Origin of the sequence: Novosphingobium sp. SG720 (assembly GCF_012275365.1) — a bacterium.
GTDB classification, from domain to species: domain Bacteria; phylum Pseudomonadota; class Alphaproteobacteria; order Sphingomonadales; family Sphingomonadaceae; genus Novosphingobium; species Novosphingobium rhizosphaerae.
Genome location: NZ_JAAZQN010000004.1, coordinates 143,915 through 157,153, shown reverse-complemented (window position 1 = coordinate 157,153; position 13,239 = coordinate 143,915). Strand labels below are relative to the sequence as shown.

At 67.7% G+C, this 13,239-nt stretch carries 18 protein-coding genes and 1 tRNA gene; 1 reads left to right on the top strand and 18 read right to left on the bottom strand.

What is annotated here, in order from left to right:
* Positions 1–25: 25 nt before the first annotated feature.
* Positions 26–373 carry a hypothetical protein gene (locus FHW94_RS15350; RefSeq protein ID WP_168556718.1) on the top strand — a complete coding sequence of 116 codons (348 nt, stop codon included), beginning with the start codon at positions 26–28 and terminating at the stop codon, positions 371–373.
* Between the two features lie 22 nt (positions 374–395).
* Here FHW94_RS15350 and FHW94_RS15345 read toward each other — a convergent pair whose 3' ends face one another.
* From FHW94_RS15345 to fabZ, 18 genes are all read right to left on the bottom strand, one after another.
* A complete protein-coding gene (locus FHW94_RS15345; protein ID WP_168556717.1) occupies positions 396–764 on the bottom strand; it encodes a response regulator in 369 nt (122 codons plus the stop codon).
* Positions 761–1,786, bottom strand: a complete 1,026-nt coding sequence (locus tag FHW94_RS15340) for an HWE histidine kinase domain-containing protein (protein WP_168556716.1) — start codon at positions 1,784–1,786, stop codon at positions 761–763. The genes FHW94_RS15345 and FHW94_RS15340 overlap by 4 nt, the downstream gene beginning before the upstream one ends.
* 98 nt (positions 1,787–1,884) lie before the next feature.
* Positions 1,885–3,720, bottom strand: coding sequence for a potassium transporter Kup (locus FHW94_RS15335; RefSeq protein WP_246866198.1), 1,836 nt, complete (start codon positions 3,718–3,720; stop codon positions 1,885–1,887).
* 268 nt (positions 3,721–3,988) lie between these two features.
* The gene (locus FHW94_RS15330; RefSeq protein ID WP_168556714.1) at positions 3,989–4,684 is read right to left on the bottom strand and encodes a tetratricopeptide repeat protein; all 696 of its coding nucleotides are present in this window, start codon (positions 4,682–4,684) and stop codon (positions 3,989–3,991) included.
* A complete protein-coding gene (locus tag FHW94_RS15325) occupies positions 4,681–5,118 on the bottom strand; it encodes a cytochrome c-type biogenesis protein (RefSeq protein WP_168556713.1) in 438 nt (145 codons plus the stop codon). The genes FHW94_RS15330 and FHW94_RS15325 overlap by 4 nt, the downstream gene beginning before the upstream one ends.
* The gene (locus tag FHW94_RS15320) at positions 5,115–5,675 is read right to left on the bottom strand and encodes a redoxin domain-containing protein (protein WP_168556712.1); all 561 of its coding nucleotides are present in this window, start codon (positions 5,673–5,675) and stop codon (positions 5,115–5,117) included. The genes FHW94_RS15325 and FHW94_RS15320 overlap by 4 nt, the downstream gene beginning before the upstream one ends.
* The gene (locus FHW94_RS15315; RefSeq protein ID WP_168556711.1) at positions 5,672–7,615 is read right to left on the bottom strand and encodes a heme lyase CcmF/NrfE family subunit; all 1,944 of its coding nucleotides are present in this window, start codon (positions 7,613–7,615) and stop codon (positions 5,672–5,674) included. Before FHW94_RS15315 ends, FHW94_RS15320 begins: the two co-directional genes overlap by 4 nt.
* Positions 7,612–8,064: a cytochrome c maturation protein CcmE gene (gene ccmE / locus FHW94_RS15310; protein WP_168556710.1), complete on the bottom strand. Its 453-nt coding sequence runs from the start codon at positions 8,062–8,064 to the stop codon at positions 7,612–7,614. Before ccmE ends, FHW94_RS15315 begins: the two co-directional genes overlap by 4 nt.
* The gene (locus FHW94_RS15305) at positions 8,061–8,246 is read right to left on the bottom strand and encodes a hypothetical protein (protein ID WP_168556709.1); all 186 of its coding nucleotides are present in this window, start codon (positions 8,244–8,246) and stop codon (positions 8,061–8,063) included. The genes ccmE and FHW94_RS15305 overlap by 4 nt, the downstream gene beginning before the upstream one ends.
* A 22-nt stretch (positions 8,247–8,268) precedes the next feature.
* A complete protein-coding gene (gene ccmC / locus FHW94_RS15300) occupies positions 8,269–8,997 on the bottom strand; it encodes a heme ABC transporter permease CcmC (protein WP_168556997.1) in 729 nt (242 codons plus the stop codon).
* A 165-nt stretch (positions 8,998–9,162) separates the two neighbouring features.
* Positions 9,163–9,239 (bottom strand) — tRNA-His (locus FHW94_RS15295).
* Between the two features lie 130 nt (positions 9,240–9,369).
* Positions 9,370–10,242 carry a type II secretion system protein GspK gene (locus FHW94_RS15290; protein WP_168556708.1) on the bottom strand — a complete coding sequence of 291 codons (873 nt, stop codon included), beginning with the start codon at positions 10,240–10,242 and terminating at the stop codon, positions 9,370–9,372.
* A complete protein-coding gene (locus tag FHW94_RS15285; protein ID WP_168556996.1) occupies positions 10,239–10,823 on the bottom strand; it encodes a type II secretion system protein GspJ in 585 nt (194 codons plus the stop codon). Before FHW94_RS15285 ends, FHW94_RS15290 begins: the two co-directional genes overlap by 4 nt.
* Positions 10,820–11,170 (bottom strand): type II secretion system minor pseudopilin GspI, encoded by a 351-nt coding sequence (gspI, locus tag FHW94_RS15280; RefSeq protein ID WP_168556707.1) that lies wholly within the window; start codon positions 11,168–11,170, stop codon positions 10,820–10,822. The genes FHW94_RS15285 and gspI overlap by 4 nt, the downstream gene beginning before the upstream one ends.
* A 14-nt stretch (positions 11,171–11,184) precedes the next feature.
* Positions 11,185–11,691, bottom strand: coding sequence for a GspH/FimT family pseudopilin (locus FHW94_RS15275; protein ID WP_168556706.1), 507 nt, complete (start codon positions 11,689–11,691; stop codon positions 11,185–11,187).
* A 77-nt stretch (positions 11,692–11,768) separates the two neighbouring features.
* Positions 11,769–12,230 (bottom strand): MarR family transcriptional regulator, encoded by a 462-nt coding sequence (locus FHW94_RS15270; RefSeq protein ID WP_168556705.1) that lies wholly within the window; start codon positions 12,228–12,230, stop codon positions 11,769–11,771.
* Positions 12,231–12,403: 173 nt separating this feature from the next.
* Positions 12,404–12,631, bottom strand: a complete 228-nt coding sequence (gene rpmE, locus FHW94_RS15265; RefSeq protein ID WP_022677314.1) for a 50S ribosomal protein L31 — start codon at positions 12,629–12,631, stop codon at positions 12,404–12,406.
* A 125-nt stretch (positions 12,632–12,756) separates the two neighbouring features.
* Positions 12,757–13,230 carry a 3-hydroxyacyl-ACP dehydratase FabZ gene (fabZ, locus tag FHW94_RS15260; RefSeq protein WP_168556704.1) on the bottom strand — a complete coding sequence of 158 codons (474 nt, stop codon included), beginning with the start codon at positions 13,228–13,230 and terminating at the stop codon, positions 12,757–12,759.
* Between the last annotated feature and the right edge of the window lie 9 nt (positions 13,231–13,239).

Below are 13,239 nucleotides of genomic sequence, written 5' to 3'. Positions count from 1 at the left end.
CACCACGAACGGGAGTGACCGTCTCATGCGCCGTATTATCCTCGCCCTTCCTGCGCTGATGCTTGCCGCAGGCGGCCTTGCCGCCTGTTCGGAAAAGACCCAGGACCAGACTGCGGCTGCTGCCAATTCGGCCGCTGACGACGCGCGCGACGCCGCCAAGGACGCCGGCCGCGCTGCCGACAAGGCTGCGGACAACGTTGCTGCCGCCGCCGACAAGGCGCTCGACAACGCCAGCAAGGCTGCAGACAAGGCCGCCGACGACGCCGGGCACAAGCTCGACAAGGCGGCTGACAAGGCCGGCACTGCCGCCGACAAGTTTGGCAATCGGGTGAAGCAGGGCGCCGACGAAGCGTCTGACTCGCTCAAGCACTGATCGCTAATATGCCAGCCCCGGTTCAGCCAGCCAGCAGGCCTTCGAGGCAGGCGGTCAGGCGAGCCGGGGCATAGGGCTTGTTGAGCACCGGCACGTCGGCAAATTCGGCCTCTACCGCGCCATAGCCGGTTGAAATGGCAAAGGGGATGCCACGCGCGCGCAGGATGCGCGCCACGGGTGCGCCCGGTTCCCCGTTCAGGTTCCAATCGAGCACGGCCACGTCCAGTGCTTCGCTCGCCGCCACGGCCAAGGCGTCAACCTGCGTGCCGATCGGCCCGACAACCTCCGCGCCCTCGTCTTCCAGCATGTCGGCCAACATGGCCGCCACGATGAATTCGTCTTCGACCACCAGCACGCGGCGGCCGGCAAGAGGCTGGGCGGGCGTGGTCATGTGTCATCCTCGCGCAAGTCTGGGAAGGCTGGGTGGGCGGCGGGGGGATCGAAATGCTGGGCGGGCAGCACAAGGCGGACGACAAGCCCGGTCACTGCATGGTCAAGGTGCGCTTCGCCGCTGAGTTGGCGGGTGATGGCGTCGCGGATCAGCCGCGAACCAAAGCCGCTGCGCGCCGGCGGCGCCACCGGTGGGCCGCCATGCTCGCGCCATTCCAGGGCAACGCTGCCATCGTCCTGCACGTCCCAGGCGATCGCCACGGTGCCCGCCGTGTTGGACAGTGCGCCATACTTGATCGCGTTGGTCGCCAATTCGTGCAGCACCATGACCAGCGAAACCGTTGGCGCGGCATAGACTCGCAAGTCTGGCCCCGACACGGCCAGCCGCCGCGCGCCGCCCACGCCCAGTTCGCCGCCGTTGCAGATCGTCAGCCCCTGGCGCACCACTTCGGCCAATGGCGCGCCGGCCCATTGCTCCCGGCTCAAGATCGTGTGGGCAGAGGCCAGCGCATGCAGCCGCGCGTTGAAATTCTCCACCGCATCGACCGGGGCATGCGCGCCCCGAAACGATTGCCACGCCATGGCCTGAACCACCATCAGCGTATTCTTCACGCGATGATTGAGTTCCTCCACCATCAGGCGCAGGCGATCTTCCAGGGTCTTGCGCTCGGTAATGTCGATCCCGGTGGATTGCGCCACCTGCCAGCGTCCCTGGTCATCGAATGCCAGGGCGTGGTTGCGCCACAGCGTCCAGCGCACGGTGCCATCGACCACTTCCAGGCGATTCTCGATCGTGCGTGCCGGATTGTCCGGGGTCAGTTGCGCGAGTTCGGCACGGATCGCCGCATGCTCGCTTTCGGGGATGAAGACCCACAAGTTGCGGCCGGTCAGCCGCTCGGGCGGGCTTTGCATCATGCGCGCATAAGCCGCGTTGGCGAACAGGATCGTGCCATCCGCGGTGAAACGGCAGACCATCTCCAGTTGCGCATCGAGGATATCGCGCAAGATTTCGATGTCACTCACGCGCGTACAGGCCCCGGCATGATGTGTGGAGGTTTCCACCGGTTATAGCTTTGCCAGAACCGGCGCAGACCGCAAAGCCCAGCATAGCCCGTTTTCGATCAAATACGTAGCTGGCTGCCCAGCTCGACCACGCGGTTGGTTGGCAGGCGGAAGAATTCCATCGCGCTGGCCGCATTGCGGAGCATCCAGGCAAACAGTTTTTCCCGCCACAGCGCCATGCCCGGCTTGTCCGAGGGGATCAGCGTCTGGCGCGAGAGGAAGAAGCTGGTCTTCATCATGTCGAACGGTTCACCGCAGGTGGTGATGGTCTTGAGCGCGGCCGGCACGTCGGTCTCTTCCAGGAACCCGAAGCGCAGGGTGAGGCGATAGAACCCGTTGCCGAAGTCCTTGACGTCCGATCGCTGCGCCAGATCGACATAGGGCTCGTCCTGGATCTGCACCGTCAGGATCACCACGCGGTTGTGCAGCACCTTGTTATGCTTGATGTTGTGCAACAGCGCCGAGGGCACCCCGTTGGACGCAGAGGCCATGAAGATCGCCGTGCCGGCCACCCGCGCGGCGCTGGAATGGGCAGACTTGGTGAAGACCTCCAGGGGAATCGATCCTTCGGCCATCCCGGCACGCATCAGTGCCCGCCCGCGGGACCAGGTGGTAAGCAGCGTGAAGATGGTGATGCCCATCACCAGCGGCACCCAGCCGCCATCGGGGATCTTGGTAAGGTTCGCGCCCAGGTAGCCCAGGTCGATCGCCATGAACAAGGCCAGCAGGCCGGTGGCCAGCACCGGCCGCCAGTGCCACAGCTTGATCAGCACCACGCCCAGCAGCACGTTGTCGATCATCATCGCCCCGGTCACGGCAATGCCATAGGCGGCCGTGAGGTTGGACGAATGGCGGAACATCAGCACCAGGAGGATCACCGCCACCATGAGAGCGGAATTGATCACCGGAATGTAGATCTGCCCGGCCGACGTGCTGGTGTGGCGGATCGTCATGCGCGGGATGAAGCCCAGCTGGATCGCCTGCTGCGTGACGGAGAACGCGCCCGAGATCACCGCTTGCGAGGCGATCACCGCCGCCAGGCTGGCAATGATCAGCAAGGGCCACTGGAACCAGTCAGGCGCCAGGAAATAGAACGGGCTGACCAGTGCGGCCTGGCCCTCGCGCATCAGCAGCGAGGCTTGGCCCAGGTAGTTGAGCACCAGCGCGGGCAGCACCAGCGCCAGCCACGAAACACGGATCGGGTTGCGCCCGAAGTGGCCCATGTCGGCATAGAGGGCCTCGGCCCCGGTCACCGCCAGCACGGCGGCGCCCATCGCCAGGAATCCGCGGAACGGATCGGCGGCGAACATCGCCACGGCGTGGTGGGGCGAAAGCGCGCCGATCACTCCGGGCAACAGAGCAATGCTCACGGCCCCCAGCACCGCGATCGTGGCGAAATAGACCAGCATGATCGGGCCAAAGAACGTGGCGACGCGCTCAGTGCCCCGGCTCTGGATCAGGAACAGCGCGATCAGGATCGCCACCACCATCGGCACGACCCAGCTTTGCATGCTGGGCTGGTAGACCGAGAGCCCCTCGATCGCACCCATCACCGACACCGCCGGGGTGATCATCGAATCGCCATAGAACAGCGCGGTGGCGAACACGCCCAGCAGCACGATGCCCCGGCCCCAGCGCTTGCCCGCGGTGTGCTGGTTGATCAGCGCCAGCAGCGCCAGGCTGCCGCCCTCGCCCTTGTTGTCGGCGCGCATGATCACCGAGACGTATTTCAGCGTCACGATGATCATCATCGACCAGAACATCAGGCTGACGATGCCGTAGATGTGCGTCTGGTCGAGCGGCAGGCGATGGTGACCGGCAAAAGTATCGCGCAAGGCGTAGAGCGGGCTGGTGCCGATGTCACCGAACACCACGCCCACGGCGCCCACGGCCATCTTGATCACGCTGGCCTGCCGGTGCCCGGGGCCATGGCCATGCCCCGCGTGGCCCGGCGCCGGCGGCGCGGCATTGGCGGGAACGGATCGGTCCGCAGCCCCTGATTCACCCACGGCATTGTTCATGGCAAGACTGCCCCCGGCCGCACTGGCCCCATGTCACCATCCGGCCCGCGATAGGGCCGAATCGGGCCGGCGCTTAGCACCGGCGCCCAACCTGAAGCAATGGTGACCAAAGCGCCGCAAGCGGCAAGCAGTTCCCGAGAATTCACTTCTTGCCGGACGCCGGAGCCGGCGCCGCAGGCGCGGGCGCAGGTTCTCCCGAAGCCGCCGGCGCGCCGCCGCTTGCGGCAATCATCTGGTCCAGCCGTTCCAGCCGCGCGGCCAGATCGGGGCGATAGGGCGCATCGGCGGGCGAGCGCGCCAAGAGATCGACCCACATCGCGCGCGCATCGACCAGGCGGCCCGATTGCGCCAGCGCCAGGCCCATGAAGAACGGCGGGCCGGGGTGATTGGGATCGATCGCGGCGGCACGGCGGAACGCATATTGCGCGGCCGGGGTAATCAGCCCCTCGCTATGCCCCACCAGCGCATTGCCCAGTGCCACTTCGACATCGGCATCATCGGGGTTTTCACGCGCGGCCTTGCCCAGCACATCGGCCGCGGCGCGGTATTGGCCCTGCCGCGTGAGCCCGTCGGCCAGGATCAACCAGCTGCGTCCCTTGGCAAAGGAATTGCCCATCTGCTGCCGTTCCTTGAGCAGCGTGGCATCAGCCACCGCAGCGTTTTCCACAGCGGGTGTGGGGGCGCCAGGCAGGCCGGGATGGCCTTGCAGCGCATAACCGGCAAGGCCGAACAGCAGCGCTGCGCCCGTCACTTCCCAGCCGGTGCGCGGCAGGCGCCCGATCAGGACCATTGCAGCAAACGCCACCCCTGCCACGGCGAGAACCAGAACCCAGGTCATGGCTTGTCCTTGCGAAGATTGGCACGGCGAAAGCGCCCGCGCAGCAGCAGCGCGGCCAGCGCCAGGAACACCGCCGGCGCGGCAAACAGCGGCCAGGTCAGCGGCTTGACCTGCGGCGTATAGCTCACATAGTCGCCGTAGCGGTCGATCAACCATTGGCGGATCGCCTCGGGCTGTTCCCCGGCGGCAATGCGCGTGCGCACTTCGTTGCGCATGTCACCGGCCATCGAGGCATCGGAATCGGCGATCGACTGGCTCTGGCACTTGAGGCAGCGCAGCGTTTCCATCAAGGCTTGCGCCTTGGCCTCCTGCGCCGGATCGGGCAGCTGGCGATAGGCATAGGGCGCAGGCGGCATGCTGTCTTGCGCCACGAGCGGGGCCAGCGGCAGGACCAAGGCAGCGCCTGCAGCAAGAATGAAACGGCTTCGTTTCATTGTCCTGCCTCCTTGAGCTTGCCCAGGATCATCGGCACGTCATCGGGCATGATCGCGCCGATATGCTGGTAGCGGATCACGCCGCGCGCATCGACCACGAAGGTTTCGGGCACGCCCGAAGACCCGATGCCGATCTGCACCTTGCTGAGGTCATCCTGGCCGATGCGGGCAAAGGGGTTGCCGTTGGCTGCCAGGAACCGGGCCAGATCGTCCTTGCGGTCGCGGATGGCCACGCCATCGATCTCGGCCCCGGCTGCGGCCAGCTGGGCCAGCTGCGGCGCTTCCACCGCGCAAGGGCCGCACCACGAGGCGAAGATGTTGAGCAGGCGCGGCTTGCCACCCACGAACTGCGCCCTGGCGAGGCCCGGCCGGTCGGCACTTGCGGGCGGCAGGTCGAACGCCGGGATCGGCTTGCCGATGAACGTGCTGGCCACTTCACGGTTGTCGGGCCGCAGCAGGCCCCAGACCACCAGGGCAAGGAAGGCGGCAAACAGCGCGAGCGGCAACCACAGCGCCAGGCCCGGCTTGCGTGGAGCGGAGGACGGCGCGCCGCTCATCGGCCCTGCCTTTCGCGGCGAAACGTGATCTTGTCGATAGCCACCAGCCGCTTCACGTCGCGGGCCACCCGCCCGACCAGGGCGAGCAAACCGCCCAGGCCCACGAGCAATCCGCCCAGCCAGATCAGCGGCGCGAAGGGCTTCCACCAGAAGCGCATCTGCCAGCGGCCATCGTCGCCCTCTTCACCCAGCACCACATAGAGCTGGCCGTTCCAGCGGGTTTTCAAGGCGGATTCCGTGCGCGTGCCGGGCGGATTGGCAAAGACCCGCGCCTGCGGCGTGAGCACGACCGCATCGCCCCCGGCATAGCGGGCCGAAACCGTGGCCTGCAACGCCGTCCAGTTTGGACCCGCCACCGGATCGATGCGATCGAGCGTCAGGGCATAAGGGCCGACCTGGCGGGTTTCACCAGGGGTGAGCGCGGCCAGCTTCTCGATCGAAAACGCGCTTTCGCTGGCCATGCCCATCGCCGCGACGGCCGGGCCCAGGTGGCTGACCACCATGCCCCAGACCGGCAGGGGGGTGCGGCGCAGGTTGCGGCCGCGCAAGGGCAGCAAGCTGGCGAGCGCCAGCCCGGCGCCCAGCCCCAGGCCCAGCGCGGGCAACGTGTTGACGCCCGACGCAAAGGCCGCGCCCGCAACCGCCACGGCGAGCAGCGCCGGAACCGCCAGCACCGGAGCCACGCGGCCGCCACGATCGTCCTTCCAGCGCAGGAGCGGCCCCACCGCCATCACCACCAGCATGGGGAAGGCAAAGATCGCCGAAACCGGGTTGAAATAGGGCGGTCCCACCGAAACCTTGACGCCGAACGCCTCGGTCAACAGCGGATAGAGCGTGCCGACCAGCACGATGCCCAGGATGCCGCAGAGCATCACGTTGTTGAACACCAGCGCCGCCTCGCGGCTGACGAAGGCAAAGCGCGCGCCTTCGGTCACCGTGCCGGCGCGCAGGGCGAAGAGCAGCAGCGCACCGCCGATGTAGATCGCCAGCAGGGCCAGGATGAAGCTGCCCCGCGCCGGATCGACCGCAAAGGCATGGACGGAGGTGAGAATGCCCGAGCGGACCAGGAACGTGCCGACCATCGACATGGAAAAGGCAATCACGCCCAGCATCACCGTCCAGGCGCGCAGCGCATTGCGCGCCGCCAGCACCGACACCGAGTGGAGCAGCGCCGTCGCCGCCAGCCAGGGCATGAGCGAAGCGTTTTCCACCGGGTCCCAGAACCACCAGCCGCCCCAACCCAGCGTGTAGTATGCCCAATAGGAACCGGCGGTGATCCCCACCGTCAGGAAGATCCACGCGCCCAGCACCCAGGGGCGCATCGCGCGGGCAAAGGCCGGCCCGACATCACGCGTGATCAGCGCGCCCACGGCAAAGCTGAACGCGATCGAAAGCCCGACATAGCCGACGTAGAGCGTGGGCGGATGGAACGCGAGGCCGATATCCTGCAGCAACGGGTTGAGCCCGGCGCCTTCGGGCGCGGGCTGCGGCAGCCGGGCAAAGGGGTTGGACGCAAGCAGCAGGAACGCATAAAAACCCAGGCTGACGAAAGCCTGCGCTGCCAGCGTGGCGATCAGGGTCTTTTCCGGCAGGCGCCGTTCGACCAGCGCCACGAACCCGCCCGCCAGGCTCATGATCGTGACCCACAGCAGCATCGAGCCTTCGTGATTGCCCCAGGTGCCGGCGATCTTGAAGATCAGCGGCTTGGCCGAATGGCTGTTTTCGGCCACCAGCTTCACCGAAAGATCGGTGGTCACGAACAGGGTGATCAGCGCGGCAAACGACAGCGCCACCAGCACGCCTTGCGCCACGGCCACCGGGCGCACCACGCCCACCATGCCAGCGCCCTGCGGCCGCAGGGCCAGCGCGCCGGCGACGAGTTGCAGGACTGCCAGCGCCGCTGCCATCCACAGAATGGCCAGTCCGAGTTCGGCGATCATTTCGTTTCCGCCACCACGGCCTTGGCCTGGGCCTGGGTCATGTCCTTCATTTCGCGCGGCACATATTTCTCGTCATGCTTGGCCAGGAGATTGTCGGCCACGAAAGTGGCGCCTTCCATGCGGCCTTCGGCCACCACGCCCGATCCTTCCACGAACAGGTCGGGCGTGATCCCGGCATAGCGCACGGGGACCGTGGCCTTGCCATCGCCCACCACGAACGTGATCGTCACGCCATCGGGCATGGTCTTGATCGATCCACGCTGCACCATGCCGCCCAAGCGCACCGCCCGGCCCTGTTCGGGCGGGTGCGCCACCAGATCGCTGGGCACGTAGAAATAGCTCGCCTGCTTGGACAGCGCCCAGGCCGCCAGCAGCCCGGCGCCGATCAGCGCCGCCAGGGCAATGACCAGCAGGACCAGCCGTTGATGCTTGGCCTTGATCGCACTCATGTTTCGCTCTTTCGCCCGGTGTTCTTTATCTCGGGACCGCCCGATCGGCCACGCACGGCATCGCGCCGCGCCTCGGCCCGGCGCATGGACCACAGGGTAAGGCCCACCAGCAGCAACGTGCCCACCACCCCGACAGTGAGGGCAGCGGCGACATAATGCCATTGATCGAGGCGTTCGTGCATGAAAATCCCTCCCGCGTGGCCGTCAGGCCATGGCCTTGCGGCGCAGGCGCGCCTCGGCCTGGATATCGGCCAGCAGCGTGCGCATGCGGGCCAGCACGACACCGCCGAAAATACAGGAAAAACCCAGCGCGCCGATGAGCAGCGGCCACAGGAACGTGCCATCGATCGATGACTTGCCCAGCGTGATCGAGGCGGGCTGGTGCAGGCTGTTCCACCAGATCACCGAACGGTTGATGATCGGGATGTTGATCGCGCCCACCATGCCGAAGATCGCGGTAACGCGGCTGGCGCCGCTGCCCGCGGCGGCATCGCGCTGCGCCGCGCCGGCCAGCGCGATATAGCCGAAATAGAGGAACAGCAGGATCAGATAGCTGGTCAGCCGCCCGTCCCACACCCACCAGGTACCCCAGGTCGGCCGCGCCCAGATCGATCCGGTGATCAGGCAAAGCGCGGTGAACACGGCCCCGGGCACCGCCGCCGCCCGCGCGGCAATGGCGGCCAGCGGATGGCGCCAGACCAGCTCGACCAGGCTGGACACCGCGATGGTGGACCAGCCGGCCATGCCCAGCCAGGCGCAAGGCACGTGGATGAACAGGATACGCACCGTCTGCCCCATCAACCGATCGGGCGGAACCACCAGCAGGCCCCAGGCCAGCGCGCCGAAAGCGAGGACCAGCCCCACCCCCAGCAAAAGCGGCATAAGCCAGCGGGCAAGCCGCAAAAAACGGGCGGGATTGGCAAAACCGTGCATATCGGCGAACTTGGGATCCTTCTCCACCAGGCCATGGCCCGGCCGCTCTGCTGTGCCATTGCGCCAGATCAAGGGCAAGCAAAACAGCGGCGGAAAGCCTTGGACCTTTGGGAGGAGAAGGCGTGGGGCGGCCACATGAGCCACCCACTGCAATGTCAGGAGAAATGGGGCGATCGAAGGGGTTCGAACCCTCGACCTCCGGTACCACAAACCGGCGCTCTAACCAACTGAGCTACGATCGCCACGGCGGCGCCCTGGGGCGTGTCCGCAAGTCCGAAAGGGGCGGCGTCAAGCGTGCTCCGTTCGGGTGGCCGCCCTTGCAACAATCCCGCCGCCTTGAAAAGGGAAAACTTGCATCGGGGGATAACTTTTTCAGCGGTCGGCGGCGTCGCCCCACGTGCGTGCAGCGATTTGCGGGGTGGCCTGGCTGGCGTCCACCAGCACCTCTTCGGACCACGCCTGCGAATCGATCGTGGCGACAAGCCGTGCCCGCAGCCAGCGATCATCCAGCAGCACTTCGCCCGGCGCCAGACCCTGTGCCGGCCCAAGCGCGCCGGCAAGGTCGCGATAGCCACCGGGCGGCGCCAGGGCGATCACCTGCTCGGCCCGCGCCACGGGCAACAGGTCCGGCGCGAACATGGCCAGCAGGCGTCCCTGCCCCGGCGCCAGGCTGCGCAGGGCCACGGGCGAACTGCCCGCTTCGGGCAAGGCGCAAAGCCACGGCGCAAGGCGGGCATGGCGCGCCGCCGTCATCCCCGCCACGGTGCGCAGTTCGCCCACGGCGAGCAGCGGGCGGCCGGCAGCCTCGATCCAACCCGCCATGCCCTCGACCAGGGACCGGGCTTCATCGGGCGCGGTCCCCAGCGAGACCGCAAGCGCGCGCAGTTCGAGCATGCCCGCCGCGCGCGGCCCCAGCGTGCCATCGGCCTGTGGCGTGACGAGGGCGTTGACGTTGAAGCAATTGCCACCCGGCCCCACGCGCCAGGCGATCTGTCCACGCGGGACCGGCCAGTGACCCTGTCCGGCGCGCAGCCCGGCTCCGAGCTGCACCAGAAGCCGTGCTTCCCCCTCTGCCAGGGCGCTTTGCGCGGCCCCTTGCGCCTCCACATTGGCGGCCAGGCGGGTCGCCAGGCCGAGCCTGTCGAGCATCAGCGCGGCCAGCACGGCCATGATCGCCACCAGCACCAGCACCGCAAGCAGCGCAGCGCCCCGTTCGGGCCCCCCTGCCTCGCGCCGCCCGCTCATGGCCGACCGACCGGCACGACAAGCTGGAGCGGCCCGGCCAGCCCGGCTGGCTGCATCTGCAGTTCGGCCGCAACCGGCCAGGCATCGCCCGCCCCCTGCCCCCCGGCGGGCCAGGGCGGATCATGCCATCGGCCCGCATCATCGCGCAGCCGCAGGCGGGGCCGCGTTGCCAGGGGCAGGATCACCACCTCGGCAGCAGGGGCCGCCCCGGCAAGCTGGGCATAGCTGCGCCGCACCAGAGCCCGCCCGGTCCACCGGTATTCCAGGCGCTCAAGCGGGGGGCGCGGCAAGTCTTCCGGATTGGCCCGCCCGCCGCGCACCAAGGCGAGCAGCAGGCCGCCATCGGGAGCGCCGGCAACAAGCCCCAGGCGTGGCTCGGCCTGGACCAGGTCTGCCCGCCACAGCGCCACCATGCGACGCAGGCGGCCGGCATCGGCATCGTGCCGGCGCAGCACGAGTTCGCTTGCCACCGTGCCGCGCAGCAGGCCCAGAGCAGCGGCGGCAATCAGCGCGAAGACGGCGAGCGCCACCAGCATTTCGACCAGGGTAAAGCCCCGCTCTGCGCCACGGTGCGCAATCATCGCGCGAACTGCACCGCGCGCGCAACGCTCGCCTCGCCCGGCGCATCGAGCGCCCGGACGGTGATGTGCGCCACCAGCAGCGCGCCATCGCGCCGCACGCTGCGTTGCCAGGCAAAGCGGCGGCCCGCGTTGATCGTGATCCCGCCTGCCACGCCCGCGGTCGGGACGACGGGATCGGTACGCCATTGCGTGGCCAGATTGCCGGCGGTCACATCGCGCAGCAGGCGCCGATCGAGCGCGGCGCTGCCCGCCAGGCTGGCCGCCTCAAGCCGCAGCAGCGCCAACGCCGCCACGGCAAACACCGCAAGCGCCACCATCACTTCAAGCAGCGAAAAACCGTTGGACACGGGCGGGCGAGCCATCATCGCGCAACCACGGTGACCGCGCCATCAGGCGCCATGGCAACGCCTGCGCGCTGCCCATCGGCCGCCAGTTCGACCGCCAGCGGCGCGCTGGGCATGCCAACCGCATCGAACAGCACCCGCCGCGTGACACCGCCGGCGCCAGGCACATCGACCGCAAGACCGGGCGGCCAGGCATGGGCGGCCAGGCGCCGATCGGCCAGCGCGGTCCAGGCATCGTCATGGCGGACGGCAAAGGCATAGCCGGTGCGATCGATCGTCAGCGCCACGGGGCGTCCACCGATGACGGCAGCATCGCGCGCCGCCGCCAGGCGAAGCGCCAGGCGCTGCGCCTCTGTTTCGGGGAGGGACGAAAAACCCGGCATGGCCAGGATCACCGCGGTGGCGGCAAGGCCGGCAATGGCCAGGGCCACGATCAGTTCGACCAGCGAAAAGCCGGCCTGCCCGCCGCGATTCTCTGGTTCAGGCGCAAGAAAGGCCGGGGAATGCGCGCTCGCCGGGTTCATCCCTGGGCGATTGCGCCCCGCCCCCGGTCAGCGCAAGCGCGGCCGGGGCCGTTTTGGAGCTAATAGGAAAGGCGTGGTCAGCCTTCGGCGTCTTCACGCTGCGCGCGAATCACCGGCAGCGCGGCATGCAAGGCGGCCAGGGTATCGGCGTCGAACAGATGGGAAAAACGCTGCTCGTGACGTTCGATCCGCGCCTTGGCATCGGCGACGACGGCCGCGCCCGTCTCCGTCACGCGCAAGGCATGGCTGCGGCCATCGGCGCGTTCGCGATCGATCAGGCCGCGATCCATCAGGCGCGAAACGATCGGCACCATGTTGGCGCGCTTGATGCCCAGCACCTGCCCCACTTCGGTTTGCGAACAGCCGGGGTTTTCCGCCACCACCAGCAGCGCGGTGACTTCCGCCGGGCGCAATTCGATATCGGCGAGTTCGCGGGCCAGATCGGCCATCATCACGGCCGAGGCGCGGCGCAACTGGTAACCGAGCAGGCGATCGAGCGAATTGGCCAGCAGACCGGACGGGGAAAGGGGTGGAAGCATGCCGTTACCTTATGACGAGACCGGGCCATAGCAAGCGGGTACGCCCCCGACAGCCACGCAAACCGCGCGATTTCATTTCCGCGCTGGGCGACGGATACGAAAAAGGGCGGCCAAGGCCGCCCTTCGTGCGCAAGGGGCGCGGCCCGCAAAGGCCCGCCCCCGATGCGGCCGAATCACTTCTTGAGCGTAAGGCCACCGAAGCGCTTGTTGAACTGGGCCACGCGGCCACCCTGGTCCAGCAGACGCTGGTTGCCACCGGTCCAGGCCGGGTGCGAGGTGGGATCGATGTCGAGTGCCAGCGTGTCGCCTTCCTTGCCCCAGGTGGAGCGGGTTTCGAACACGGTGCCGTCGGTCATCTGCACCTTGATGAAGTGGTAGTCGGGGTGGATGTTGGCCTTCATGGTACTGCTCCGATATGCCGCCGGTTCCGACCGGCAGCTGGGAAACGGGTAAGGGAAACTCGAAAGCGGCGCCCCTAATCCAAAGGGCGCCGCTTGTCGAGTCTCGTGCCGAAAACGGCAGGCAATCAGCTGTCGGCGATCATCGCGGTAAAGCTGCATTCCGTGGCGATCTTGTCACCCAGCATGGCCTTGCCGGCAAACTTGCACACGCGCGACCGTTTTTGCGTGAATTCCACGTGCAGGTCGAGCAGGCAACCCGGCTCCACCGGCGTGCGGAACTTGGCATCCTCGATCGCCATGAAATAGACCAGCTTGCCAGACCCGGCGAGGCCGAGCGTTTCGACCGCGAGCACGCCGGCCGCCTGGGCCAGCGCCTCGATCTGGAGAACGCCGGGCATGATCGGGCGGCCGGGGAAGTGCCCCTGGAAGAACTGCTCGTTCATGGTCACTGCCTTGATCGCGTGGATGCGCTCACCCACCACGAGCGAGGCGACGCGATCGACCAGCAGCAAGGGATAGCGATGCGGCAGCGCCGCCATCACCTTGGTCACGTCGAACGACAGCGGCGCGGCCGTTGCGGCCTGGACTTCCTCGGTCATCTTCCCCTG

Excerpts from the sequence above, each read along its gene's own strand:
- fabZ (WP_168556704.1), bottom strand. The coding sequence starts at position 13,230 with ATGACCGAGGAAGTCCAGGCCGCAACGGCCGCGCCGCTGTCGTTCGAC.
- FHW94_RS15335 (WP_246866198.1), bottom strand. The coding sequence starts at position 3,720 with ATGGCCGTGGGCGCCGTGGGCGTGGTGTTCGGTGACATCGGCACCAGC.
- FHW94_RS15305 (WP_168556709.1), bottom strand. The coding sequence starts at position 8,246 with ATGCACGAACGCCTCGATCAATGGCATTATGTCGCCGCTGCCCTCACT.
- ccmE (WP_168556710.1), bottom strand. The coding sequence starts at position 8,064 with ATGAGTGCGATCAAGGCCAAGCATCAACGGCTGGTCCTGCTGGTCATT.
- FHW94_RS15285 (WP_168556996.1), bottom strand. The coding sequence starts at position 10,823 with ATGATTGCGCACCGTGGCGCAGAGCGGGGCTTTACCCTGGTCGAAATG.
- FHW94_RS15320 (WP_168556712.1), bottom strand. The coding sequence starts at position 5,675 with ATGAGCGGCGCGCCGTCCTCCGCTCCACGCAAGCCGGGCCTGGCGCTG.
- ccmC (WP_168556997.1), bottom strand. The coding sequence starts at position 8,997 with ATGCACGGTTTTGCCAATCCCGCCCGTTTTTTGCGGCTTGCCCGCTGG.
- FHW94_RS15275 (WP_168556706.1), bottom strand. The coding sequence starts at position 11,691 with ATGAACCCGGCGAGCGCGCATTCCCCGGCCTTTCTTGCGCCTGAACCA.
- rpmE (WP_022677314.1), bottom strand. The coding sequence starts at position 12,631 with ATGAAGGCCAACATCCACCCCGACTACCACTTCATCAAGGTGCAGATG.
- FHW94_RS15270 (WP_168556705.1), bottom strand. The coding sequence starts at position 12,230 with ATGCTTCCACCCCTTTCCCCGTCCGGTCTGCTGGCCAATTCGCTCGAT.
- FHW94_RS15315 (WP_168556711.1), bottom strand. The coding sequence starts at position 7,615 with ATGATCGCCGAACTCGGACTGGCCATTCTGTGGATGGCAGCGGCGCTG.
- FHW94_RS15345 (WP_168556717.1), bottom strand. The coding sequence starts at position 764 with ATGACCACGCCCGCCCAGCCTCTTGCCGGCCGCCGCGTGCTGGTGGTC.
- FHW94_RS15290 (WP_168556708.1), bottom strand. The coding sequence starts at position 10,242 with ATGAGCGGGCGGCGCGAGGCAGGGGGGCCCGAACGGGGCGCTGCGCTG.
- FHW94_RS15325 (WP_168556713.1), bottom strand. The coding sequence starts at position 5,118 with ATGAAACGAAGCCGTTTCATTCTTGCTGCAGGCGCTGCCTTGGTCCTG.
- FHW94_RS15350 (WP_168556718.1), top strand. The coding sequence starts at position 26 with ATGCGCCGTATTATCCTCGCCCTTCCTGCGCTGATGCTTGCCGCAGGC.
- FHW94_RS15330 (WP_168556714.1), bottom strand. The coding sequence starts at position 4,684 with ATGACCTGGGTTCTGGTTCTCGCCGTGGCAGGGGTGGCGTTTGCTGCA.